22 protein-coding genes and 1 pseudogene are annotated in these 23,095 nt (G+C 69.4%); 11 read left to right on the top strand and 12 right to left on the bottom strand.

Annotated elements, in window-relative coordinates; translation table 11 throughout:
• Positions 1 to 218: 218 nt before the first annotated feature.
• Entirely contained in the window at positions 219 to 359 is a 141-nt protein-coding gene (locus ABIA33_RS25365; RefSeq protein ID WP_370084761.1) for a hypothetical protein, read from the bottom strand.
• 398 nt (positions 360 to 757) lie between these two features.
• Between ABIA33_RS25365 and ABIA33_RS25360 the strand changes: the two genes are divergently transcribed.
• Positions 758 to 2,272, top strand: coding sequence for an alginate lyase family protein (locus tag ABIA33_RS25360; RefSeq protein ID WP_370084760.1), 1,515 nt, complete (start codon positions 758 to 760; stop codon positions 2,270 to 2,272).
• Positions 2,273 to 2,419: 147 nt separating this feature from the next.
• On the opposite strand, the gene ABIA33_RS25355 is transcribed toward ABIA33_RS25360, so the two are convergent.
• Entirely contained in the window at positions 2,420 to 3,076 is a 657-nt protein-coding gene (locus tag ABIA33_RS25355) for a MerR family transcriptional regulator (RefSeq protein ID WP_370084759.1), read from the bottom strand.
• Positions 3,077 to 3,184: 108 nt separating this feature from the next.
• Here ABIA33_RS25355 and ABIA33_RS25350 point away from each other — a divergent pair, with 108 nt between their 5' ends.
• Positions 3,185 to 3,697 (top strand): DUF4188 domain-containing protein, encoded by a 513-nt coding sequence (locus ABIA33_RS25350; protein ID WP_370084758.1) that lies wholly within the window; start codon positions 3,185 to 3,187, stop codon positions 3,695 to 3,697.
• A gap of 376 nt (positions 3,698 to 4,073) precedes the next feature.
• Here ABIA33_RS25350 and ABIA33_RS25345 read toward each other — a convergent pair whose 3' ends face one another.
• Positions 4,074 to 4,376, bottom strand: coding sequence for a hypothetical protein (locus ABIA33_RS25345; RefSeq protein WP_370084776.1), 303 nt, complete (start codon positions 4,374 to 4,376; stop codon positions 4,074 to 4,076).
• A 686-nt stretch (positions 4,377 to 5,062) separates the two neighbouring features.
• Here ABIA33_RS25345 and ABIA33_RS25340 point away from each other — a divergent pair.
• Entirely contained in the window at positions 5,063 to 5,494 is a 432-nt protein-coding gene (locus ABIA33_RS25340) for an SSI family serine proteinase inhibitor (RefSeq protein ID WP_370084756.1), read from the top strand.
• A 404-nt stretch (positions 5,495 to 5,898) separates the two neighbouring features.
• Here ABIA33_RS25340 and ABIA33_RS25335 read toward each other — a convergent pair whose 3' ends face one another.
• Positions 5,899 to 6,540: a hypothetical protein gene (locus tag ABIA33_RS25335; RefSeq protein ID WP_370084754.1), complete on the bottom strand. Its 642-nt coding sequence runs from the start codon at positions 6,538 to 6,540 to the stop codon at positions 5,899 to 5,901.
• Positions 6,541 to 6,867: 327 nt separating this feature from the next.
• Here ABIA33_RS25335 and ABIA33_RS25330 point away from each other — a divergent pair.
• A pseudogene (locus ABIA33_RS25330) lies at positions 6,868 to 7,061 on the top strand (ISAzo13 family transposase); the annotation flags it as partial.
• Between the two features lie 320 nt (positions 7,062 to 7,381).
• On the opposite strand, the gene ABIA33_RS25325 reads toward ABIA33_RS25330, so the two are convergent.
• Both ABIA33_RS25325 and ABIA33_RS25320 read right to left on the bottom strand, forming a co-directional pair.
• The gene (locus tag ABIA33_RS25325) at positions 7,382 to 7,567 is read right to left on the bottom strand and encodes a hypothetical protein (protein WP_370084777.1); all 186 of its coding nucleotides are present in this window, start codon (positions 7,565 to 7,567) and stop codon (positions 7,382 to 7,384) included.
• A gap of 144 nt (positions 7,568 to 7,711) precedes the next feature.
• On the bottom strand, positions 7,712 to 8,704 hold the full coding sequence (locus tag ABIA33_RS25320) for a DMT family transporter (RefSeq protein ID WP_370084753.1): 993 nt from the start codon (positions 8,702 to 8,704) through the stop codon (positions 7,712 to 7,714).
• 84 nt (positions 8,705 to 8,788) lie between these two features.
• Between ABIA33_RS25320 and ABIA33_RS25315 the strand changes: the two genes are divergently transcribed.
• Positions 8,789 to 9,679, top strand: a complete 891-nt coding sequence (locus ABIA33_RS25315) for a LysR family transcriptional regulator (RefSeq protein WP_370084751.1) — start codon at positions 8,789 to 8,791, stop codon at positions 9,677 to 9,679.
• A 92-nt stretch (positions 9,680 to 9,771) separates the two neighbouring features.
• Here ABIA33_RS25315 and ABIA33_RS25310 read toward each other — a convergent pair whose 3' ends face one another.
• Positions 9,772 to 10,335 (bottom strand): dihydrofolate reductase family protein, encoded by a 564-nt coding sequence (locus ABIA33_RS25310; protein WP_370084750.1) that lies wholly within the window; start codon positions 10,333 to 10,335, stop codon positions 9,772 to 9,774.
• Between the two features lie 174 nt (positions 10,336 to 10,509).
• Here ABIA33_RS25310 and ABIA33_RS25305 point away from each other — a divergent pair, with 174 nt between their 5' ends.
• Positions 10,510 to 10,776, top strand: coding sequence for a hypothetical protein (locus tag ABIA33_RS25305; protein WP_370084748.1), 267 nt, complete (start codon positions 10,510 to 10,512; stop codon positions 10,774 to 10,776).
• Between the two features lie 94 nt (positions 10,777 to 10,870).
• On the opposite strand, the gene ABIA33_RS25300 is transcribed toward ABIA33_RS25305, so the two are convergent.
• Entirely contained in the window at positions 10,871 to 11,653 is a 783-nt protein-coding gene (locus tag ABIA33_RS25300) for a maleylpyruvate isomerase family mycothiol-dependent enzyme (RefSeq protein ID WP_370084747.1), read from the bottom strand.
• Between the two features lie 417 nt (positions 11,654 to 12,070).
• Between ABIA33_RS25300 and ABIA33_RS25295 the strand changes: the two genes are divergently transcribed.
• Positions 12,071 to 13,906 carry a glycoside hydrolase family 15 protein gene (locus ABIA33_RS25295; protein WP_370084745.1) on the top strand — a complete coding sequence of 612 codons (1,836 nt, stop codon included), beginning with the start codon at positions 12,071 to 12,073 and terminating at the stop codon, positions 13,904 to 13,906.
• 89 nt (positions 13,907 to 13,995) lie between these two features.
• On the opposite strand, the gene map is transcribed toward ABIA33_RS25295, so the two are convergent.
• Positions 13,996 to 14,763: a type I methionyl aminopeptidase gene (gene map, locus ABIA33_RS25290; RefSeq protein WP_370084744.1), complete on the bottom strand. Its 768-nt coding sequence runs from the start codon at positions 14,761 to 14,763 to the stop codon at positions 13,996 to 13,998.
• A 62-nt stretch (positions 14,764 to 14,825) separates the two neighbouring features.
• Between map and ABIA33_RS25285 the strand changes: the two genes are divergently transcribed.
• The gene (locus ABIA33_RS25285; protein WP_370084742.1) at positions 14,826 to 15,101 is read left to right on the top strand and encodes a helix-turn-helix domain-containing protein; all 276 of its coding nucleotides are present in this window, start codon (positions 14,826 to 14,828) and stop codon (positions 15,099 to 15,101) included.
• A gap of 228 nt (positions 15,102 to 15,329) precedes the next feature.
• Here the strand turns inward: ABIA33_RS25285 and ABIA33_RS25280 are convergent, their stop codons facing one another.
• On the bottom strand, positions 15,330 to 16,337 hold the full coding sequence (locus ABIA33_RS25280; RefSeq protein WP_370084740.1) for a zinc-binding alcohol dehydrogenase family protein: 1,008 nt from the start codon (positions 16,335 to 16,337) through the stop codon (positions 15,330 to 15,332).
• Between the two features lie 536 nt (positions 16,338 to 16,873).
• Here ABIA33_RS25280 and ABIA33_RS25275 point away from each other — a divergent pair.
• The gene (locus ABIA33_RS25275) at positions 16,874 to 17,401 is read left to right on the top strand and encodes a MarR family winged helix-turn-helix transcriptional regulator (RefSeq protein WP_370084738.1); all 528 of its coding nucleotides are present in this window, start codon (positions 16,874 to 16,876) and stop codon (positions 17,399 to 17,401) included.
• A gap of 50 nt (positions 17,402 to 17,451) precedes the next feature.
• Here the strand turns inward: ABIA33_RS25275 and ABIA33_RS25270 are convergent, their stop codons facing one another.
• Positions 17,452 to 17,901, bottom strand: coding sequence for a hypothetical protein (locus ABIA33_RS25270; protein ID WP_370084736.1), 450 nt, complete (start codon positions 17,899 to 17,901; stop codon positions 17,452 to 17,454).
• 403 nt (positions 17,902 to 18,304) lie between these two features.
• Here ABIA33_RS25270 and ABIA33_RS25265 point away from each other — a divergent pair, with 403 nt between their 5' ends.
• Positions 18,305 to 18,583 (top strand): hypothetical protein, encoded by a 279-nt coding sequence (locus ABIA33_RS25265; protein ID WP_370084734.1) that lies wholly within the window; start codon positions 18,305 to 18,307, stop codon positions 18,581 to 18,583.
• Positions 18,584 to 18,932: 349 nt separating this feature from the next.
• Entirely contained in the window at positions 18,933 to 20,060 is a 1,128-nt protein-coding gene (locus ABIA33_RS25260) for an MBL fold metallo-hydrolase (protein ID WP_370084733.1), read from the top strand.
• 162 nt (positions 20,061 to 20,222) lie between these two features.
• Here ABIA33_RS25260 and ABIA33_RS25255 read toward each other — a convergent pair whose 3' ends face one another.
• Positions 20,223 to 22,964 carry an AAA family ATPase gene (locus ABIA33_RS25255; RefSeq protein WP_370084732.1) on the bottom strand — a complete coding sequence of 914 codons (2,742 nt, stop codon included), beginning with the start codon at positions 22,962 to 22,964 and terminating at the stop codon, positions 20,223 to 20,225.
• Positions 22,965 to 23,095: the final 131 nt, after the last annotated feature.

Here is a 23,095-nt window from a genome sequence, read left to right as displayed (position 1 = left end):
GTCCCGGGGTGGCGGCTGGCCCTTACACTGATGATCGCCGGCTTGGGCGTCGTGAGCCTGCAGGGGACCACGGGAATCCGAGGCGTACCTGTGCCCGCCCCGCCCGCGTTGAGCGGGCCTTCCGCCACCGGGTACGGCGACACGCCGCCATCGGTTGCGAAGGCAGCCGCAGTTCCAGCACAGAGCGCGGCTGCCCCTGCCGTCGCACCAGTAGCCGACTATGCCCCGGCGACTGCGATCAGTTCTGCCGCCACAGCGAGCGCGTCGTCGCCCGACCCCGGCATCTCGGCGGCCGTCCCCGGCGCGCGGACGACCACGTCCGCCGCACCCGCGTCGTCGTCCCCAGCCTCGCCCAGCAAGACTGTCTCCGCTTCGGCTCCGCCGCCAACCACACCCCCGGCCAGTGCGCCCCCGTCTCCCCCGGCAAGCTGTCGGGTGCAGCTGCTGATCCTCTGCCTTGGCTGAGCTTCGTTCCGCGCGCGGCCGATCGCATCAAACTGACCCGGTTCTGCGAAGTGTCGGTGTTCGCGGTGGCCTGATTCCCAACGGGTCATGCGGGCTGGGTGGACACGCTGGCAGCGCCACCATGTCAGTGCTCGAAGACGGCCACATCCGTTCGTCGGCGCGCTGAGCTCTGCTCTCTCACCGCCGGGCCCTGTGGTGCCACGGCGACCGCTAACTCTGGTTGCGACTTCTTGTTATGGCCCGTCGGCCGATCAGTCTCCATGGCATAGAGCCGACCGACCAGGGAGAACAGTTGAGTCAGAACATGAGCCCGCAGATGCTCAACCGCCGGAGCCTGCTGCAGATCGCCGGTGGCCTGGCGACCAGTGTCGGCGCCGTGGCACTGACCGGCGGCACAGTGGCACTGGGCACTGGCACCGCGGCGGCGGCCACTGGGGGGTTCGCACACCCGGGGATGCTGCACACGCAGGCCGACTTGGACCGCATGGCGGCGAAGGTGAAGGCGGCTGCGCAGCCCTGGACGGACGGCTGGAACCGGCTTGCGACCAACTCGGTCTCGCAGAGCACGTGGAAGGCCAACCCGCAGGCCACCGTCTACCGTGGCGCCGGCTCCCCGGAGAACTACGCCGCCATGTACTACGACATCCATGCCGCCTATCAGAACGCCCTGCGCTGGAGGATCACCGGCGATGCGGCGCACGGGGATGCGGCCCGTGACATCCTCAACGCCTGGTCCGCGAAGATGAAGACGCTGGCCGGCAGCGGGGACAGGTTCATAGCCGCGGGCATCTACGGCTACCAGTTCGCGAACGCCGCCGAGCTGATGCGCGGGTACAACGGGTTCGACCTCGACCGGTTCAAGGCGATGATGCTCACCATCTTCTACCCGATGAGCAGCGACTTCCTCGCCAAGCACAACGGCGCGTTCGCCACCAACTACTGGGGCAGCTGGGACCTGCTGAGTGTGGCGTGCGTGCTGTCCGTGGGCATCCTGTGTGACGACCAGGCCAAGGTCGACGAGGCCGTCACCTACTTCAAGACCGGTGCCGGCAACGGCTCCATCAAGCACCTCATCACCGAGATCCACCCCGGCGGCCTGGGGCAGTGGGTGGAGGTCGGCCGGGACCAGGGGCACGCCACGCTGGGCGTGGGCCTGGCGGGCGTCATCTGCGAGATGGCCTGGAACCAGGGCATCGACTTGTACGGCTACGACGACAACCGGCTCCTCAAGGGCATCGAGTACGTCGCCAAGTGGAACCTGGGCTACGACGTGCCCTACACCCCCTGGACCTGGAACTACGGCGCGCCCGGCGTGTGGTCGGGATCGCAGACCCTCACCGCCGCGTCCCCGGACGGCCGGGGTGCGGCCCGCCCGATCTGGGAGATGATCTACAACCACTACGTCAACCGCCGCGAGCTCGCCGCCCCCTACACCGCCGCCACCGCGGCGAAGGTCCGCCCCGAGGGCGGCGGCGGGAACTACGGCGGCGCCAGCGGCGGCTTCGACCAACTTGGCTACGGCACCCTGACCTTCACCAGGGACAAGGCGATAGCAACCGCCGCGAAGCCGATGTCGTCGGCGGCGAGCGCCTCCGCCTCGGCTGCCGCCGTCGCCGTGTCCGGAACGGGGTCCGCCCCGGCTTCCGCGTCCCCGTCCGCCGGGAGCACGGGCGCAGCCCTGGCCACCACCGGGGCCAGCGACACCGTCAGTTACGCCGCCGGCGCCGGCGTGCTGGCCGTCGCCGTCGGCGGCGTACTCGCCCTTCGAGGACGCCGAAACCGCGGCAGCGCCCATCGCGGCGAGTGACCTGCCCATGGCTGGGCATGGGTCGGCGGAGCGGAATGACCGGTTCGCCGACCCACGGCTTTCGGCTGTGGGTCGGAAGGACAGCGGTCCGGCCGTGCCCAGGAACGGCAAGCCCCGCGCGAGCGGTCAGGCCCACGCCAAGGAGTTCTAGCCGGCGGCGCCTTCGCCCGTCCCGGCACTGAACGTCCGACCGGATACGTAGGCGTGCGCGATCCGCCGCAAAGCAAGCAGTACCGGTTCGTTCAGCACGGTGAGGGCCACCACGGCCTCCAGTTGCGCCTCGCCGGGCGGATACTCCCCGATCACTCCGAGATCGAAGACGGCCAGCGGCGCCGCCGCCGAGGCGTAGGGGCGCAGATGGGCGAGGTCGCTGGGGTATCCCAGCCGCTCGAGCGAGGCCACGGCGCCCACCAGCATCCAGTACGCGGGGTAGCCGCGACACTCCCCCCAGCCGACCTCCTCCAGCAGTTCGTCCACTGTCGCTCTCGCCTTCTCCCCTGGCTGCAGCGCGGCAACTTCCGGGCCCTGGTCGCCCAGCAGCGCGCTCTGCGCGGCGCCGAACCGCTGGTGCTGGTCCAGCGAGTCGTCCTCGGCAGCGCTAAGCACGTCCTTGGTCCTGGCCACGGACATGCCGCCCACCTGGATCAGTGCCCGTACCAGCCGCAGTCTGCGCAGATGCACGTCGTTGTACTCGGCCCGGGAGGCCGACAGCCGCTCTCCGGGCGGCAGCAGACCCTCACGCAGATAGAACTTGATCGTCGCAATGGACACCCCACTCTGAGCGCTCAGCTCGGACAGCCTCATGGCTCGCGCCTCTCCGAAAGTGGTAGGGCCCTGGACAAGCCTGATGGGATAGTGGGACTATCCTAGCAAGGGATAGTCAAGCTATCCCATGTCCTTACGGAGGGAATCATGTCGGTTCGAATCGTCGAAGGGCGGGCCACTGACGCGAACAACGGCGAGGTGGTCGTCTTCATGATTGGGATGCGGATCCACCGTTGGCGGGCGCTGCGCCAGTGGTGGCCCGCCTTCACCGCGATGCCGGGGATGCTGAAGGAGCTCGCCGCCGACCCGAACTCCGGCGTGGCCGGCTTCCGGCTCATGATCGGAGGGGGGCTGCGCGAGATCACCCTGGTCCAGTACTGGAAGGACACGGACCGCCTGCTGGCGTACGCCGCCGCAGCCGACCAGCAGCACCGGCCCGCCTGGCAGGCCTTCAACCAGAGGGCCCGCGCCTCCGCCACCAGGGGCCACAAGCCGGCCATGGGAATCTGGCACGAGACCTACGCCGTACCCGCAGGACGCCACGAGACGGTCTACGTCAACATGCCCCCGTACGGCCTCGGCCAGGCCTTCGGAACGCAACCGGTAGCCGCCCGGGGCGAACGCGCCGCGCAGCGGCTCGGCCAGGCAGAGGACCGCTGACCGACCCCACCGCCGGCAATCCTTGCTGGCCGGCCGACATCGACCACGCACCGTCTTCCGCGCATGGCAGCGCCCGAGGGAGATCCCCCCAGGTCCCTCCAGGCTTCGACCCGGCCTTCGACCCGGGCTTCCACCAGTCGACGATCACCGGGGCCTGGATCGTCTTCACGGTCTGGCCAGTCGTCGCAGCGGTCCTCGCCATGCTCGTCTTCCAACGCCGCGACCTGTGAGCGCGACGCTCAGGCTGGGGGCGTCGGCGGCGCAGGGCGTTGGCGTAGGTCTGGCCGAACTTCACGGTGTTCCCGTGACCTGGCCGGTCACGGGAACACCGTCATGTTCGGCCATGGGGCGGCCGGGTCTTCCACACTCGTGTTGCTCAGCTGGCGGCGCCGGTCACACCCGGGGCGACGAAGCGGCGGTGAATGGGCCGGAAGCTGGTCTCCGGTTCGCCTTCAATGCCCGCTTCTTTGACTGCTGCAGCGAGCCGGTCGGCAAAGAAGCGCTCGAAGTCCGCCTGCGAGCTCCATACGTCGGTCACATGCAAGGCGCCGCCCTCGAAGGAGGCGACGTGCAGGACTGCGCCGGTCGGCGTGTCCTGCTCCCAGCGGACCGTGTCGCGGACCGAGTCGTACTGCTCGGGCGTGACGCCGGCCCAGCGCATTGTCATTACTACGGCCATTTTCAAGATCTCCTGTTCCGGGTCGTTCCATTCCCTTACACAGCAGAGCGCGACCTCTGGTGCATCGCACTCCGGGGGACTCCGTTCGCGCTCGGGCGGCGGTTGGACGGCCCCGTCGCTGCGGCCTCCAGCGCGGATCGTGGCACGGGCGATCAGCGGGCTACCGACCGCGGCGGGGCGATCAAGGCCGACAACGAGCCGAAGCCGAGGTCGACGACGAGGAACACGGCGACGAAAGACGCGGCGACGAGAGGGGTGTAGGAGCCGTACATCAAACCAACGTGCCGCCACCGTCGCGGCCCCGAGCCGCGTGCACGGCCTGGACGCCGTGGGCCGCACGCCCGCTGCGCTGACCCGACAACCGCCATCCCAGGCGTGAAGCGTCGCGCGGCCGGGTCCAGCCCTTCCGAGGTGGCTTGTCCCCAGGGCTTGCGCGCCCGCGGCGAAGGACCCCGCCATACCCCGGGCGCGGCCCGGCACCCGGCGCCCGGCGCCGAGAGGCACGCGGTGCTGACCCGCACGCACTCGCAACCGTTCCACTCACAAGCCATCACCCAGCCAATATGCATGGACATGACATGTCTTCGGCCCGGTCGTCCTGCTACCCGCCTTCCGACTGTGACAGTCTCCTCGCTGCGAACCGTCCGACCGTTCGGACGGCATGGGAACGAAATCTGGAGGACTCGATGCGTCACATCTCCCACCGGCTGGCCGCCATCACTCTCCTCGCCGCCGGGCTGACCGCGATGGCAGCACCGCAGGCCCTCGCCGCCCCCACGCCTGGCGGGGACGGCCCCTCGATACTGGTGATGACCGTGGCCGACGGCACCCCGGACGCGCCGCGCGCCAGCCGCACGGCCATCCTGCAATGCGGCGACCAGCCGGGCGGCGACCACCCCGCCCCGGCCGCCAGCTGCGCGACCCTTCAAGCCGACGGCCTCGACTTCACCGCTACGCCGACCCTGCAGATCATGTGCCCTGCCCTCGTCCGGCCCGTGACCGTGACCGTGATCGGCGTGTGGAAGGGCAACCCGGTCGACTACCGGCAGACCTACCCCCAACAACTGCCTGATGCGCCGCGCGACCGGCCAGCTGTTCGACTTCTGACGTCCATATAGCTGCGGCGACCAGCCTCCCAGCCCGCCGCACCCCTGCCGCCCGCCGCCACCGCGCCGGAAGCCTCCACCCACATGCCGACCCACCCAACACACTCCGGCTGAAGCGCCGGCTTGGCGGGTCTGGTCGCCAAGCAGGGCGGTGGCGAGCGGGTTCAACGCGAGCGTGTCGGCGAGGTCGCACAGCACCAGCGGAGATGTCGCCAAATGCGGCTCCGGGCGGACCGTGGAGCACCTCTGGAACTCTGCCCGTATCCCGTTCTCTTCGACTGACGGTAAGCCCGCGACCACGTCGCCGGCCCGGCGATCGCCGAAGGCCGCAACTGACACGGTCTTGCGGCCCCGTCCGGCTTCACGCCCATGTGGCTTCCCGGATAGTGCAGAAGGCCAGCCGCATCAGCGACACATCAGAGGCTGCATGTGCCGTTCCTGACGCCCCCAGCGATCGTGTTTCCGGTGTGGTAGTCGTGCGTGTCGCTCCAGGCCGTGCAGTCACGCACCGCCCCATTGCTGTACGTGACGCGGAGGTCGGACTCGCCGGTCCAGGAATTGGTCCCACCGGCGTGCACGCCTATCGAAGCCGTGGGCACGCTGGCCCCGGCCGAGGATCCCACGAAGCCGCCGCTGTCCGACCCTGTGCCGAGGTCGTCGTACGACTGGTTGATTGCGTGGACCCAGGCTCCGGTGATGCCGGGGTGGCCCGTCGTCCGGAACGAGTTGTTCCAGTAGAAGACGGCCCGAGTGCTCCCGCAGTAGTCGTACTGCTGCTCGATCCACCCCGCGATGAGAAGGTTTCCGTTGCCATCCCTGACGTACTCGGTGCCGTCATTTCCTTCGCGCGTCCACGAGCAGCTCGTCGGCGCTGCGTGGGCGGCGCCGGTCGCGGTGATGGTCACCCCGCCGCCGAGGGCGAGGGTGGCGGCGGTGAGGGCGATGGCGCGTCGGGTCTTGCGGAGCTGGAGCATGCTGGCTGTCTCCTCGTGGCAGTGGTGTCCGCCCAGGTGGGGCGGCGGGTTGCTGTGATAGTTCACCGCGTGCAACGTGTCCATGGCTAACGTTTTGGCCTGGGCCGAAAAGCTGATCGGAGTTCCGTTTGATCAAGCAGCCACCGCCGAGGACGCAAGCGCCGGGTGGTGGAACCAATTGCCCGGCCTGTGACCACTCGACCTGTTCGCCGGACCTGATAGCCATGGAGATCGCGAACGCCTCCGGCGCCTCGTCCAGCAGCTGCTGTCGACGACCTCTTCCCCGCATTGGAGCGGGAGTTGACCACGACGGCCGCCTGCTGGCTGACCGGGCGATTGCGGACCGCGCACTACCGTCGGCTCAAAAAGAATCAAGGTGTTGCTTCACGCTTGTCGGCTCGTAGGGCTGGTATGGCGATCATGCACGAGATCATTTCTCAACTCACCCACGGGTTCTCGGTGTTACTACCGCACCTCAACGAGGGCAGCGGCGCTTGGCCGTGGCCGACGAGGCGAGGTTGCTCGGCCATGGCGGAGTGCGGGCGGTTGCAAGAGCCGCTGGGAAGAGCGAGACGACAGTGTGTCGCGGGGCCGAAGAGCTGGAACCGCCCTGGGCGCGGACGCGACCGGTGGGCAGTGGTGCCCTCCCCGCGCAGCGGGGGCATCGGATCCGATCAGCCACCCCATCCCGGCCTGCGCCAGTGGAGCGCCCTCAAACCCCTGCTGGTGTGACTGCGCGGCCGAGCCCCGTTCGGAGGCAGCGCGCGCTTCTTGTACCCGAGCCGGGCCCCGCGCAGGCCGTTCTGGAGGACGGTCGAGGCGCGTTGGGGGCGACGGTGAGTCTTGCCGCCTGGTCGTGGGCGGGCACAGATGCGCAGCCCGCTCCCACGGGCGGGCCCCGCGCCCGACCTCGAGGGGTGCCCAGTCAGCAGTGGCAGAGGAGTTGGACGATCAGCGCATCCTTCGTCAGCCCGCGCAGGTAGGCGTCGGAAAGACGCCAGTTCGCTTCGGCCCCGGCTTCCTCCGGGCAAAGGTCACCGAGCGGGCTCGCGTTCCAGGGATCGGTCCACCGGCCGTCCAGGGTCGGCAACGCCAGGGTGGGCACAGCCACGGCTGCTGCCCGCTCCTCGTACGTGCCACTTCACAGGAATGGCCGCAGGGCGCGCGACCACAAGACAGTTTTTGTGGGGCCCGCTTGTCGACATCAGCGGACTACGAGCGAGCAGGCAGGTCGATACGGCCAAGCTCCTCCTTGTCATGCCAGGCGTGCTGGAACCCGGCCCTGCCCGCCCCGGGGAGATGGTGCGGGCGGCGCTGGACTGGCGGCGATGTCACACGTCACTGGCTCCCGGGCCTCTCGCTCAGCTGCCTCGCGGGCGCCGGTGCGAGTCGCACCAGCCCCCGCGATCACCACGAAGACGACGCCGACTGCGGGCAGAAGTCCGGGTACCTGGCCGAGCACCAGCAGGCCCATGGCGAGCGCGATGGCGGGTTCCAGGCTCATCAGGGTACCGAAGGCCGAGGTGGTGAGGCGGCGTAGCGCGAGGAATTCGAGTGAGAACGGCAGCACGGTGCTCAGTGCGGCCAGCCCCAGCATGATGAGCAGCAGTGGCCAGGTCGCCCGGCCCAGCTCGGACGGTCCGCTGACCAGGATGCCGACCACGCCGGCTACGGGCAGCGAAACGGCCAGCCCTTTCAGGCCGGTGACCCGGTCGCCGACGCGCTGGGTCAGCAGGATGTACGCCGCCCAGCAGGCCGCAGCGCCGAGGGCGAATCCGAGGCCGGCCGGGTCGATGCCGCCGTTCCAGGGCTCGGTCAGCAGCACGACGCCGACGGCGGCCAGCGCAGTCCAGTGCTTTCGCCCGGCGCCGGGGCGGTAGAGGGACACCCCCAGCGGGCCGAGGAATTCCAGCGCGCTCGCGGTGCCGAGCGGGATACGTGCAGCAGAGAGCATGAAGAACAGCACCATGCCGGCGGTGACCACGCCCAGCACCGCGCAGACCAGCAGGTCCCGGCCGGTGAAGTCGCGGCGGCGCGGCCGAACCAGCACCAGGACCAGCAGGCCGGCCCAGGCCAGTCGTAGCCCTGCCGTTCCCAGGGCGCCGAGCTGGGCGAACAGGGGTACCGAAAGGGCCAGCCCGAGTTGGACCGAGGACATCGACCCCAGGGCCATCAGGGCTCCGCCCTGGGCGCCGGGCAGGGGCAGGCGGGGGGCGAGGGGACGGGTCACGGGTTCCAGCGGGCTCATGGACCCCAGTAGATGGCCTGGCGACCGTTGGTGTCCACGTGCCGATCATGGACATTCCGTTCGGGATTGCTGAACAATGGCCGGATGGAGACACGGCGACTGCAGATACTGGCGGAGCTGTCCCGGCTGGGGTCGATGCGCGCGGTCGCGGATGTACTCGGAATCACCACCTCGACGGTCTCGCAGCAGATCGCCGCCCTGGCCGGCGAGATGGGCACCGCGCTGATCGAGCCCTCCGGGCGCCTGGTCCGGCTGACACCGCCGGGTAGGCGGCTTGCCGAGCACGCGGTGACGATCCTGGCCGCGGTCGAGACGGCGCACCGCGACCTGGGCCCGGGAGCCGAGCCCAACGGCACCCTGCGGGTCGCCGGCTTCGCCACCGCATTCCGCGGATACCTGTTGCCCGTCGTGATCGAGCTCGCCGTGAGCAATCCGCGGGTTCATGTCCTCATGCGCGAGCACGAACCCGCCGAGGCATTGGCGCTGCTGGCGGCGGACGAGGCAGACCTGGCCCTCACCTACGACTACAACCTGGCTCCGGCCGCCGCCGACCCCACTGTCAGCGCCAGACCACTGTGGACCGCCGGCTGGGGACTCGGCGTCCCAGTGGGAGCCGAGGCCCACGAGGGGACGACCCTGGACACCTTCGCCCGCTTCCGCGCGCACGACTGGATCGTCAACTCCCGCAACACAGCGGACGAGCAAGTTATCCGCACGCTGTCGTCGATGGCGGGGTTCAGCCCCCGGGTCACCCACCAGGCCGACAGCCTCGAACTGGTGCAGGAGATGATCGTCGCGGGCCTGGGCGTGGCGCTGCTGCCGGTCGACTACCCACTGCTCGCCGGGGTACGACTGCTGCCGCTGACCGCCCCGGAGGTCGAGCTGCGGGCGTACGCCGTGGCGCGCCACGGCCGCCTTGACTGGCCCCCACTCGCACTGGTGACCGATCTACTCACCGCTGCGGCGAGCAGATGACCACCACGCATCTCCCCGAGTGAAGACCGGCCCCGACTGTCATGCCGTCGGTGATCGCCTCGCTGGAGTGCCGTGTGGCACGGACGAGCCGGCTAACGCGCCACGCGGTAGCGGAGGTAGACGACTCTCGAGCTGAAGGTGCGGGTCTCGACGAATTCGAGATCCACCCGGCGCTCGCGCTGGGGAAAGAACGGAATGCCACCGCCAACCAGCACCGGGCAGACCCTGGCCCGGTACTCGTCGATCAGTCCCAACGCGGCCGCCTCGGCGGCGAGAGTCGCGCCGCCGATCGCGATGTCGCCCTCCCCCGGCTCGGCTCGCAACCGCTCGATCTCCTCCGCCAGGCCGCCGGAGGCCAGGCGGGCATTGCCCTGCACCGCCGACAACGTGGAGGAGAACACCACCTTTGGGAGCGGCTTCCAGATCGCGGCCCACTCGAGCATTGAGTCGTCGAGCGGTGGATCCTGGTCGGCGGTCTCCCAGTACAGCATCGTCTCGTACAGCCGCCGCCCCAACAGGTAGACACCGACCTCTCGAATCTCGTCGGTGACGAAGCGAAAGACCTCCTCGTCGGGCGGCGTCCAATCGAAGCCGCCGTCCGGCCCGACGATGTAGCCGTCAAGTGAGACGCCCATCGAATAGGTCACACTGCGCATCAGAAGTCCTCCTCGGTGACGGGTTCGACAGTACGACCGCCGGAGGCAGCAGGACTCATCGCGGCTCGCGGGATCCCCTGGGCCGAGTCACCTCACGAGATCATTTCGTTGAGAAAACCTCATTCCTTGGTAGCAGCTCCGGCGGGGCTTCACCAAGACTGTCGGGTTGTTCGAGTGCTGGACGTGACGCCTTGCGAAGACCAGGCCGACGAAGCCTGTACTGAGAGCGGCGCTCGGCCTCGACGCTCGATGTGGGACCTGAAACGGCAGGTGACCGCCAAGCTGGAGAACGAGCAAGTCCCGGAGGCCGTCCTGCAGGGCGCCCGCCGCGAGTACCGCGACCGGTGTCAGGACTACCTGCGGGCGCTTCCGATGCTGTTCGAACTCGCGGCCGACCCAGCCATACGACGGCACATCGTCACGCTGACGTTCTACCCCTGAACCCCTTGGAGCCGATCATCTGGTGAGACCGCCACCGTTCGGTACGAGACCCGTTCGCGATGGAGGCGGCAGGTTTGTACGCGGTGGCGTGTCGTCACGCCCACCACTCCCAGGCGTGGAGCAGGTCGAGCAGCCCTGGGTCCCCGTCGAGTTCCAGGGAGTCCGCCGAAATGCGTTCGTACAGGAAGAGGACCAGATCACTGGCCGTGCCGCGAAGAGAGAGACCGGCCGCGTCCGGGTCCTCGCCGGTAGCGGGCAGCCGGGTGGTCCGTGCACCGTCGCCGTCGACCGTGTGACGCCAGGAGCGGCCCTCGGTGGCGTGCATGTCGAAGGCGGTGGGCTTGTGCGGCCAGGCGCTCGTCGTGAAGCAGCTGATGAACAGGTTCTCCTCGACACCGTCGAGCGCCACCTCGGCCGGCAGAGGCTGCGGGGCGCCCACGGCGACCTGAGCGTCGTACGTGTGCACCGCGATCTCCTGGACCTGGTGCCGGGCGACGGAACCGCAGGTGTCCGTCAACTGTGTGGCACCCCACCCGGTCCAGCAACTGCCCTCCGGGTCAGCCGCCAGCAGCGCGTCCAGCAGCTCCTGCGTCGTCGCGGCCAACCAGGCCAGCAGCTCTTCGCGCTCCCGGGGGGCCGGCACGGTGCGCTCGGCGACGGCCTCGGCCGGGGGAGCGTCGGCAGGTCCCGCGGCGATGGTGGCGGCCCGGAAGCGACGCCCCTGGCCCAGGTGCTGCGCCAGATCGAACAGCGTCCACTCGGGGCAGGTCGGCACCTGCACGTCGAGGCTGGGTGCCGAGGCGATCACGGCGCGGAAGGCGGTCGCACGTTCGTCAATCAGCCGCAGCAGATCGGAAAACTCCAGAGTCTTATGCACAGCAGTGGTTCTACCACCTTGATTCACTTGCCCGACAGCGGTTTTCCCAGCCGGTGCGGCAGGGCGCTCCAGCCCAGGCGAGCCCACGCTCGGGCTTCCGCTACGCCACAGCTGAGCCCCGCGTCTCAGGCGACAGACCCACGATCCACTCGATCGCTCCGGCCGCCTCGGCCTCGGCCAAGATCGCGGTGGACAGCCGCTCCCAGGTCCCGTCCAACTCCCAGGTCCGGAAGCGGGGCTCTACACCGTCTGCCCGTGATGCTCATCCCCTACTGCTGCCGACAACCGCAACAGGAGACCGCATTCTTGCTGTTCAGCGCCTCAACGCGCAGCCCAGGACCCCTTGGAATCAATCATCTAGCATGAAGTGCGGAGGTTTCTTCTCCAGGCCCGCGTCGCAGCGGCAGGGAGGCCGGTATGGCGTTTGACACGACTGGTTTCGAGCAGGCCGAGAGCTGCCGCTACGTACCGATCTCCGAGCACGGCCTGATCGGCGATCTTCGAACGACCGCCCTGGTCGGAACGAACGGCACCATCGACTGGTACTGCTGCCCGCGCTTCGACGCGCCCAGCGTGTTCGGGTCCATACTCGACGCCGACCGGGGCGGGTCGTTCGAGCTGGCTGCCGACGTCCCGACCCGCACCCGGCAGTTCTACTTCCCCGATACGAACGTCCTGATCACGCGGTTCTTCTCCGCAGACGGCGTGGCGGAGATCCAGGACTTCATGCCGGTGGTCGACGAGTCGCGCGAGGCGGCCCGGCACCGGCTGATCCGGCGGGTCATCTGCGTCCGCGGAACCCTCCCCTTCAGGGCGCGGATCGCCCCGCGCTTCGGCTACGGCGCCGAAGCGCACACCGCGCACCTCGAAGGCAACGAGGCGGTGTTCCGCTCCCCGTCACTGACGCTCGCGCTGACCGCCACCGCACCACTGGAGAGCGACGGCCTGGACGTGTGGTCGCACTTCAAGCTCCGCGAGGGCGAGTCCAACGTGTTCGCCCTCGACCGAATCGGCGACGACGTCCCGACCCGGTCGTGCCTGCGCGCCGAGGCGCAGGAGCAGGCCGAGGCGACCGTCCGGTTCTGGCGCCGCTGGCTGGCCGGTTCGCGCTACCACGGGCGGTGGCGGGAGATGGTGAACCGCTCCGCGCTGGTGCTGAAGCTGCTCACCTACGCGCCGACTGGTGCGATCGTCGCCGCACCCACCACCAGCCTGCCCGAGCAGGTCGGCGGCGAACGCAACTGGGACTACCGGTACGTGTGGGTCCGCGACGCCGCCTTCTGCGTCTACGCCATGCTGCGCCTGGGGTTCACCTCGGAGGCCGAGGCGTTCATGGGGTTCCTCTGCGAGCGCGGCATCCTGCACGGAAGCCGGGAGACCGGCCCGCTGCAGATCATGTACGGCATCGACGGGCGCAGCGAGCTGCCCGAGTACGAGCTGCCGCACCTGGAGGGCTACCTCGGCTCCGGACCGGTCCGGGTCGGCAACGCCGCCACTCACCAGCTCCAGCTGGACATCTACGGAGCCCTGATGGACTCCGCCTACCTGTACGACAAGTGGGGACAGCCGATCAGCAGCGACCGCTGGGACGAGCTCGGCGCGATGGCGGACTGGCTCTGCGAGCACTGGGACCAGCCCGACGAGGGAATCTGGGAGACCCGCGCGGGCCGGAGGGACTTCGTGTACTCGCGGCTGATGTGCTGGGTGGCGCTGGAGCGGGCGATGCGGATGGCGAACCGCCGCGGCCTGCCTGCCGACCTGCCCCGCTGGCGGGAATCCCGTGACGCGATCTACCGGCAGATCATGCAACGCGGCTGGTCGGCCCAGCGGGGCGCGTTCGTCCAGGCTCTGGACGACGGTGAGCTGGACGCCTCGCTGCTGATGATGCCTATGGCCAAGTTCATCTCACCCACCGACCCCAAGTGGCTCTCCACCCTGGACGCGCTCACCACGGACCTGGTCTCCGACTCGCTGGTCTACCGCTACAACCCGACCGCCAGCCCGGACGGCCTGCGCGGCCCCGAGGGCACCTTCTCGATCTGCTCGTTCTGGTACGTGGAAGCGCTGGCCCGCGCGGGCCGGCTGGAGGAGGCCCGGCTCGCCTTCGAGAAAATGCTCACCTACGCCAACCACCTCGGTCTGTTCGCCGAGGAGATCGGCCCGACGGGCGAGCAGCTCGGCAACTTCCCCCAGGCATTCACCCACCTCTCGCTGATCAGCGCCGCCTTCAACCTCGACCGCGCGCTGGGCTGACGCAGCATCACCGCCCGGATGGCGGCGTCCCCTTGGTCGGCTCTCGGAGTCCTTCGGGGGTTGATTGCCGAATGTGGGCGGGTTCGAGGTCAGGGCAGGGTGAGGATGCGGGGGCCGTCCTGGGTGATGGCGATGGTGTGTTCGATGTGGGCGGCGCGGGTGCCGTCGATCGTGCGCAGGGTCCAGCCGTCGGGGTCGGTGCGGTAGTCGTTGCGTCCTCCGGCCATGAGCATGGGTTCGATGGCCAGGGCGAGGCCGTGGCGCAGGGGGAAGCCGCGGCCGGGGCGTCCGTGGTTGGGAACGTGTGGGTCTTCGTGCATCCGGCGGCCGATGCCGTGGCCGCCGAAGTCGGCCGGCATACCGCACCCAGCGGTGCGGGCGATGGTGCTGATGGCGTGGGAGATGTCTCCGATGCGGTGGCCGACGGTGGCGGCGGCGATGCCGGCGTCCAGGGCCTGCTGGGTGGCGGCGATGAGTTCCAGGTCGGCGGGACGAGGGGTGCCGACCGTGAAGCTGATCGCGGCGTCGCCGGTCCAGCCGTCGAGTTCGGCTCCGCAGTCGACGCTGACCAGGTCACCGTCGCGCAGGCGGTAGTCGTCGGGGATGCCGTGCACGACGGCGTCGTTGACGGAGACGCAGATCACCGCGGGGAAGGGGGTGGGGGCGAAGGAGGGCTGGTAGCCCAGGAACGGAGAGCGCGCCCCGGCCTTGGTCAGGACGGTGCGGGCGGCTTCGTCGAGCTCGCGCAGGCGAACTCCCACGGCTGCCGCTTCGCGGGCGGCCGCGAGGGCGTGGGCCACGACGCGTCCGGCTTCCCGCATCGTCTCCAGTGCTGTGTCGGTCTTGATCTCCACCATGTGTCGTGACTCCCTGCGATGCGATGCTACCCAATACTTATACCGGTATTAGTATCACGGGTATGGTGAGAGTTCCTTTGAGTCCGCGAGAGCGGCAACGCGGAGAGCAGTTCGGTGCCCTGCTCCGCCAGGCCCGCGGCGACCGCAGCATGGTGGATGTGGCAGCCGCGGCCGGGGTGTCCGCGGAGACACTCCGCAAGATCGAGACCGGCCGGGCCCCGACCCCGGCCTTCTTCACCGTGGCGGCCCTGGCCCACGCGCTGGAGCTGTCGCTGGACAGCCTCGCCGCCGCCTGCGCGGAGGATGCCGAAGGCGGTGGACAGGCCATGTCGGCGTGACCGTCAGGAGACCTGCCCGTCTGACCGGAAGGCGGATGTTCCTGATGTGGCACGGGGGTGCCGACCTTCGCCGCACAGCACCAGATCGCCGCTGTCCTCTCGGCACGGCTCGGACTCTCAGGTCAACCCCCGAAGGACTTCGAGAGCCGACCACTCAGTCGGTGGAGCGAGGGTCGGCCCGGCCGATACGGCCGGAGCCGGTCGCAGCGGAGGGGCCGGCCCGGCGGATCAGGGCTTGAGGATGAGCTTGCCCGTGGTCTGGCCGGTCTCCAAAAGACGGTGGGCCTCGGCCGCCTCGGCGAGGGGCAGCGTCTGAGTCGCCGGCGTGCGCACCTCGCCCGAAGCGACCCATCCCACCAGGCGCTGCAACGCCTTGCCCGCCTCCGGCAGGCGGTGCTCGAACCAGATGCCCAGGTTGAAGCCGATCAGGGACTGGCTGGGAGCCGGGTCGTACAGCAGCGGAGCCAGTGCGGCCGGGTCCAGGCCCTCGGTGGTTCCACCGACAGAGCCCAGGACGACCAGACGTCCGAACGGAGCCAAGGCGCGCAACGTCTGGGCCAGGCGGGCCGGGCCCGACATCTCCAGCGCGCCGTCCACCCCTACACCGCCCGTCAGTTCCCGCACCTCTTCCGGCCAGTCATCCCGGGTGTAGTCGATGGCGTGGTCGGCCCCGAGGTCGAGTGCGATCTGACGCTTGGCCGGAGTGCTGGCCCCCGCGATCACAGTGTCGGCGCCGAGGAGCTTTGCGATCTGCACGGCGTACTGGCCGACGCCCCCGGCCGCGGCCGGGATGAACACGCTCTGGCCCTTTCCGAGCCCGATGAGCTCGGTGAGGACGACGGTCGCCGCCAGTCCCGCGACCACGATCCCTGCCGCGGCGTCGGAGCCGAGCCCTTCAGGGATCGGGATCACGCTCGGGGTGTAGGCAAGCGCCAGCTCCGCGTATCCGCCGGAGCCGTCGGCACCGACGGTACCGAATACCTTGGTGCCGACCGCCGGGCCGTCCACACCGGGCCCGAGGGCGACGACGGTGCCCGCCACCTCGGCGCCCGGCACGAAGGGCGACGGCGTGGCCGCCGGGTAGACGTCGCCGCGGCGGCGCATGACGTCGGAGAAATTGACCGCAGCGGACTCCACGCGGATCAGTACCTCGGCCGGCCCCGGCTGCGGGTCGGGGAGCTCTACCAGCCGCAGCACCTCAGGGCCGCCCTGCTCGGTCATCTGGATTGCCTTCATCGCTCTACCTCACATCGATTGCGGATGATCTTGAATGGGATGAGAAACCAGCTCATGGCTCGTGCCGCGAGATCACTCCTGGGGAGCGACCGGGACTGTTCATCGTGTGGGCCGACCGCAGGGACTCGAACGGCGACAGCGCCTGCCCGATCGGGTGACCGCGGCCATGAGGCCTCGACCTGGATCGCGCCGTCGGCCAGCAGGGCGATTTGGCCCACATCACGTCCTTCCACCGCACAGGCCGACAGGAGGCCGAGCCCATTAGCTGTTCTAGACAGCATAATGCTGGCGGTCGGGACTTTATTCCAGAGAGACGGAGAACTTTGAGGAGTGTAGGCTGTCATCCATGGGAAATCGGTCTCCCAGCAGAACCTATGTGACCTGGACAGCAAACTTGCCGACGCAAGACCGAGTACTGCCCGGAACGCTCCAGCGCTGCAGCAGCGACTCACACCTGCCGGTGACTCCTCATCACGCGGCGGGGCCCGCCAGCCGGCGCGAACCGGTCCGAAGCTGCAGAACGGCTAGGATGATCCATGACCTCACGACAGCCCGGACGCGGAGGCGCCCCCTCCGCCACCGCGGCCAGCAGCGGCCCCATAAGCAACGCTCTGATCCGGGTAACGCGGCTTCACGTCATGCACGCCAGGCAGTTGTTCCGGGCCGTCGGACTGCACCCCGGCCACGAACTGCTCCTGATGCACCTGTGGGATACCGGACCCCAGCGGCAGGCGGACCTCGCCGTGGTCTTCGACACGGACTCGGCTGCGATGACCCGCACCGTGCAACGGCTCGAGCGGGCCGGGTTCGTCCGCCGTCGGCCCGATCCGAACGACGGGCGAGCCACGCTGGTGGAGACCACCGCCGCCGGCAATGGACTACGACGCTCGGTGGAGCAGCTGTGGGCGCGACTCGAAGCGATCACGACCGCTCAGATGACACCCGCACAGCAAAAGGCACTACTGGACGGGCTCGAACAGGTCGAAAACAACCTGGCCGTCGGTCACAGCTCCCCAGAGCACGAGCCCATCCGGTCCCAGGGCGGCCGTGCCGGTGGCAATTGATCATCTGGCCTGGTCGAGCGGTATAGCGCTGCTGCGGGCAGCCGGGGCATTCAGCTATCCCGGCGGGGTTGGACAAGGATGTAGCGGGTGCGTCCGGCACGGTAGAGCAGCGCGTCCCAGCCCGCCTGCCTGAGGATCTCGGCGCAGCGCCCGAGTGCTTCGTCGCCGGCGTCGATCGGGCGTTCCCCGCGCCGGTGCCGCCACACCCCACGCACCAGCGCAGGAGTGTCCAAGGTGAGCTGGACTCCGGTGTGGTCCACGGCGCCGTGCTCGTCGAGCGCGCAGAACGAGGTGTCGGCAGCTTCGAGGGCCAGGCCGACGGCCTGGAGGAGGCGGTTCCTCTCCCAGGCCGCGGGCAGCTCCGGATGCTCGGGCTGGGTGAGGAGGCGGATCTGTCGCAGCGACTCCCATGCCTGCGCGACCTGCTGCCGTCGCCCTTCGCCGATCGCGTTGTCGAGCTCGTGCCCGGTCCGCGCGACGAACCCTGATTCCCTGGTCATGACGCCGGTCTACCGTTCCTGCTCGGGAGCACGAGATCTGTGATTCACGATGATCCTCCAACCGGTGAGGCCCGGTCAGATGGATTCAGAGCAGCACGGCCTGCCCGGGCAGCGCGCCCCTCGCCCGGCAGCCCCGGCCGCGACCAGTTCGGCGAGCGAGGTGGTGAACAGGTGAGCGCGCGTGTGCGAGCAACGTCGGTCAGCAGCCGGGCCAGCAGCAAGCTCGTGACGACGACTACGTCCATCGCGCGGCGCCGGCACGGGTGCTGCAGGTCGAAGCCGCGATCAGGGCGGCCAGCCCGTGGGAGGGCATACCAGGACCTTCAGCGTGTCGGGGGCATCAGGGATGCCGACTCCGGAAAGACTCTCCCCGAAGCCGTTGCCCATCCCGCAGGAGCTGGCCATGACCGTGTCGCAGCAGCCCGACGAAGCCGACCCGGGCACCAGCACCGCCACCTTGTACGACGCCTTCCTGGCCACGGCCAACCAACTCATCGCCCGCTACAGTCACCTGGCAGAGAGCGCCACCACCGAGCACGACCACGACGCCTGGTGGCGCAGGAGCATGCAGGTCCGCGACGACAGGCAAGCCGTACCCGCCCACGATCGCGCCCAACTCACCGCCCACACCACCCTCTGGACCACCGAACTCACCAAATTGCGCGCGAACAGCCCCAGCTGACGGCCGCCCACCGAGCCCGGAGCCGGTCCTGTCCAACAAGGCCCCGAGGCCTTCCCGCACCGCGGCCACGGCGCACAGGACAGGCCTGGGTCTCCATGTCCTGCGCGCCGGCGGTGCACGCGCCCAGAACATGGAGGCAGCCCTACCGCCCAGGGGCACGGCAGGGCCTTCCGCAGATCGTATCGGCCGAATCCGCAACGCCGACAAGCGGACTTCCAAAGCCCCATCGGCCCGGCGACCGGCTTCCCCGAAGCCGACCGTGCCGCAGCGTTCCTCTGCCGGTTGACCGCCTCAGTCTGATTGCCCGCTACTGGTCGCGCCGACCTGGGCTGCGAGATGGGCAATTTGGGTGAGGCTCCGCTGCGGGCTCGGCCAGCGCGTCTACCAGGAGGTGTACGGTCAGAATGCCTGGCACGACTTCCTGCGCGAGGAGCACGGTATGTGCGTCGATGAATCTCCGCAGCACAATCCGCACCGACTCCTGCACGACGTGGGACCGGTTGAGGTACTCAACCTCGAACCGGTCGATGCCGTCACGGTGACAACGCTGATGGACAACTCGTTGGATCTGTTCATGCCCGACCAGGGGCCGGCCCACCGGGTAGGCCCACAGCCGCGGCCCGCTCGGCGATGTTCGGTGATGACCGACCGTGAGGTCCCAGACGCCCTGATCGCCGAACACGGATTCTCGATGCTGGTCACCATCTCCAAAGCCGGGCACGAGCATCGGGTGCTGTTCGACGCCGGTGCCAGCCCCGACGGGGTCGTGGAGAACATGCGTCGCCTGGACGTCGATCCATCCTCGATCGAGGCGATCGTCTGTAGCCACGGGCACTTCGACCACACCGCCGGCCTGGACGGACTGCTGCGCGTCCTCGGCCCGACCGGTATGCCGGTGCTCATCCATCCACATTTCTGGCGCCGTCGCCGCGCGGTATTCCCCGGACGTGAGCCCTTCGAGCTACCGACCACCAGCGCGACCGCGCTGCGAGAGGTCGGCTTCGACATCATCGAGAACCAGCAACCAAGCTTCCTGCTCGACCGATCCGTCCTGATCACCGGCGAGGTGCCACGCGTCAGCGGCTACGAGCCGGGCTTCCCGATCCAGCAGGCCTGGATCGATGAGGTCTGGCAGCCCGACCCGCTCGTCCTCGACGATCAAGCGCTCATCGTCAACGTCCGCAGCAAGGGACTGATCGTGATCACCGGCTGCGGCCACGCCGGCGTGGTCAACATCAGCCGCTACGCCCGGCGACTGACCGGCGAGCAGCCGCTGCACGCACTGCTCGGTGGGTTCCACCTCAACGGGCCGCTGTTCGAACCCCTCATTCCGCGTGTGCTCGATGACCTCGCCCTGCTCGATCCCCAGGTGCTCGTCCCCGCACACTGCACCGGCTGGCGGGCCCAGCACGCTATGGCCGCCCGATTTGGCGAGGCCTTCGTGCCCAACAGCATCGGCACGCGGTTCACCTTCTGAGCCAGTCCGCAGCCGAGATCTGATGGCAGATCGCCTGGTGGGGCGCTACTCCCCGTCCCGCACATGAGCCGCAGGAGCGAGCCCGAACGAATGATCGCCATCGGCTCGCCCCCCCGGCGTCGTGGCTGCAGCACGGGGCCGTGCGGCTGTCGATGCCAGGGCTCAGCGGCCGTAGCGCTGGCGCAGCGAGCGTCGGGAGTGGACGTCGAGTCTCCGGAAGACCTTGCGCAGGTGGTAGTCGACGGTGTGGGCGCTGAGGAACAGTTGCGCGGCGATCTCGGCGTTGGTGGCCCCGGACGCCGCCAGGTGCGCGACCCTGGCTTCCTGGGCGGTCAGTTCGTCGTCCCGGTGCTGGAAGTCCCGCGGCTGGTGAGGGTCTCCGGCTGCGGACAGCTCCTGGGCGGTGCGGGCGGCGAAACCGTGGGCGCCCATGGCGTCGAAGAGGTCGAGGGCGATCCGCAGTTGGCGTCGGGCCTCTTTGGTGCGCTTCTCTCGTCGCAACCACTCTCCGTAGAGTTGGTGGCTGCGGGCGCGGTGGCCCGGTCCGCGGGTGTTCTCGTGGTGGTCGATGGCCGTCAGGTAGAGCTGCTCCGCTTCTTGTGCCACTTCGCAGGTCACCGCCTGTGCGCGGGCAAGGTCGCCCAGCAGGCCCGGCACCGGGGTTCGCCTGGCGAGGTGGGCGAGGTCCTCGCGCAGGGTCGCGGCTTTCCGGTTTTCGCCGCAGCGGATGGCTGCCTCAACCAGGTCCACGATCGCGAACTTGAGTTGGCAGCCGTCCCCCATGCGGGGCTCGAGGCTGAGAAGGGCGTCGCGATAGCGCCCTTGGCCGAGGGCGAGGATGCATCGTGCGTAGTCTCGGTAGACCAGTTGGTAGCCCTGGCCTGTCCGGGTGGCGTGCTCCGCAACGGCGTCCAGGAGTTCGGCGGTCGGCTCGGCCTGCCCGCGCCAGGCGGCGATCAGCATGGTGCCGAGGTGGAGTTCGGAGCCGCGGGCCTCCTCCAAGGCGGCACGCTGGTCGAAGTAGCGCTCCGATTGGGCCAGATGTCCGGCGATGAGTTCGGACAGGGCGTTGTAGCTGAGGGCGAGGGTGAGCGGGATGACGGAGCTCTGGTGCCTGGCTTCGGACTCCATGCGCTGCACGAGCTCGTGGAACGTCACGTCGTCTCCGAGCATGGTGGCGTGGAAGCAGGCAGCGGCCAGCAGTTGGAAGAACTCCGGAGCCGTCGCCTGCTCGCCGGCCGCGGCCGTGATGGCCGCTTTGAGGAGCGGTGTGGCGCGGTCGAGCCCCTCCAGGTGGAGTGCGGTGTCGGCCTCGAGCATCAGGTCACCGGCACGGACAGGTTCCCCTGGGGGTAGAGGGAGGGATCGGACGGCCTCGGCCACGCTGAGGCGGGTGGCACCTTGAGGAGCGAGGGACTCACTGATCTGCGCCTGGACCAGCGCTTCCACCAGGATGTCGCGGGCCGTGCGGATGTCGGTCGGGCCCAACTCCCGTGCTGCCGCGAGCAAGGCGGCGGTGGCTTCGCCGGGCGCGCCGGCCAGCCGGTGGACGCGGGCCTGCACGCGCAGCGCCATCCCGCGCTGACGTTGGTCGTTGATCAGGGCGTTTGCCTCGTCGAGCTGTGCCTGGGCGAGGCCCGGGGATCCGGCGACGACGCTGGCCTCTGCCGCCTGCAGGAGGCGTCGGGTCCGGTCTGGGGAGGCGGGAGTGAGTACGGCCGCGCGAGCGAGCAGGCTGGACGCGCTGGTCCAGCCGCCGCGGTCCCGGGTCCGCGCGGCGGCGAGTTCGAGTTCGGCGGCCACCGCTTCGTCGGGCCCGGTGGCGGCTGCGGCCAGGTGCCAGGCGCGTTGGTCGGCGTTGCCGAGGTCTCCGGTGGCGGTGGCGAGCGCGGCGTGGACCTGAACGCGCGCGGCGAGGGTGGCGCCGTAGTAGAGCGCTGAACGAATCAGCGGATGCCGGAACTTGACGTTGTCGCGGACGATCAGGAGGTTGCGCTCTTCGGCGGCGGCGGCGTCGCTCGCGTCGAAGTCGAGTTCGGAGCCGGCCCGCCACAGCAGGGTGGGGCTGTTGGTGGGGTCTGCCGCTGCGGTCAGGAGCAGCGTGCGTGTCCGGGGTGGCAGCGTCATCGCCTCGCGCAGGTATCCGCGTTCGAGGGCGTGGCCGACCGGAATTGGATCGGGCAGGGGGACCTCACCGGTCAGTTGCTCCGGTCGCAGTTCTCGGGCTACCTCGATGAGAGCCAGCGGGTTTCCGCCCGTCCCGGCGACGATGCGCGCGCTGACATCCGGGTGTACGGCGGTGCCGACGGCGGATTCCAGCAGCCGTGCGGCCGCATCGGCGGTGAGCCTGTCCACGGCGAGTGTGGGCAGGTCCGCGAGCGGATCAGTCCGGCCGCCCGGCTCCCGGGCGGCGAACACCATCGCGGCGGAGTCCGCGTACAGGCGGCGAGCTGCGAACATCAGGACTTCGGCGGATTCCCGGTCGATCCAGTGAGCGTCGTCGACCAGGACCAGAAGCGGCCGGGGGTCGCTTCTGGTGCCGACCAGGGCCAGCGTTGCCAGGGCGACGAGGAAGCGGTCCGGGGGCGCGCTGGCCCGCTCCATCCCGAACACCCGGCCGAGGACCTTGCGCTGCGGTTCGGGGATCTTGGCAATGCGTCCCAGGTGCGGCAGCAGCAGTTGATGCAGCCCGGCGTAGCTGAGTTCCGCCTCCGATTCGACGGCGTCGAACCGCATCACCTCGAACTCCGGGTCAGCGGTGCGGTGGACGTAGTCCAGGAGCGCGGTCTTGCCGGATCCAGGTTCGCCGCGCAGCAGGACCGCTGCTGCCATTCCCTGTCGGGCGCGATCGAGCACGGCACGCAGCTCGGTGCATTCGTCGTTCCGCCCGAACAGCTCATCCACGCGACGTCGTCCTCGTGCCGAAGAGTGATGCCCTGCCCGGTTGGCCGGAGCAGGGGATCTGGTCTCGTCCATCTTGCCCAGCCGTGGTGGGATCCTGCTGCATCTGCTGGTGCACACGCCGGGCGGACGGC

This window comes from Streptacidiphilus sp. MAP12-16 (genome assembly GCF_041262165.1).
GTDB lineage: Bacteria > Actinomycetota > Actinomycetes > Streptomycetales > Streptomycetaceae > Streptacidiphilus.
Note: the sequence above shows the minus strand (reverse complement) of the source record. Positions and strands in the feature narration are given on the sequence as shown.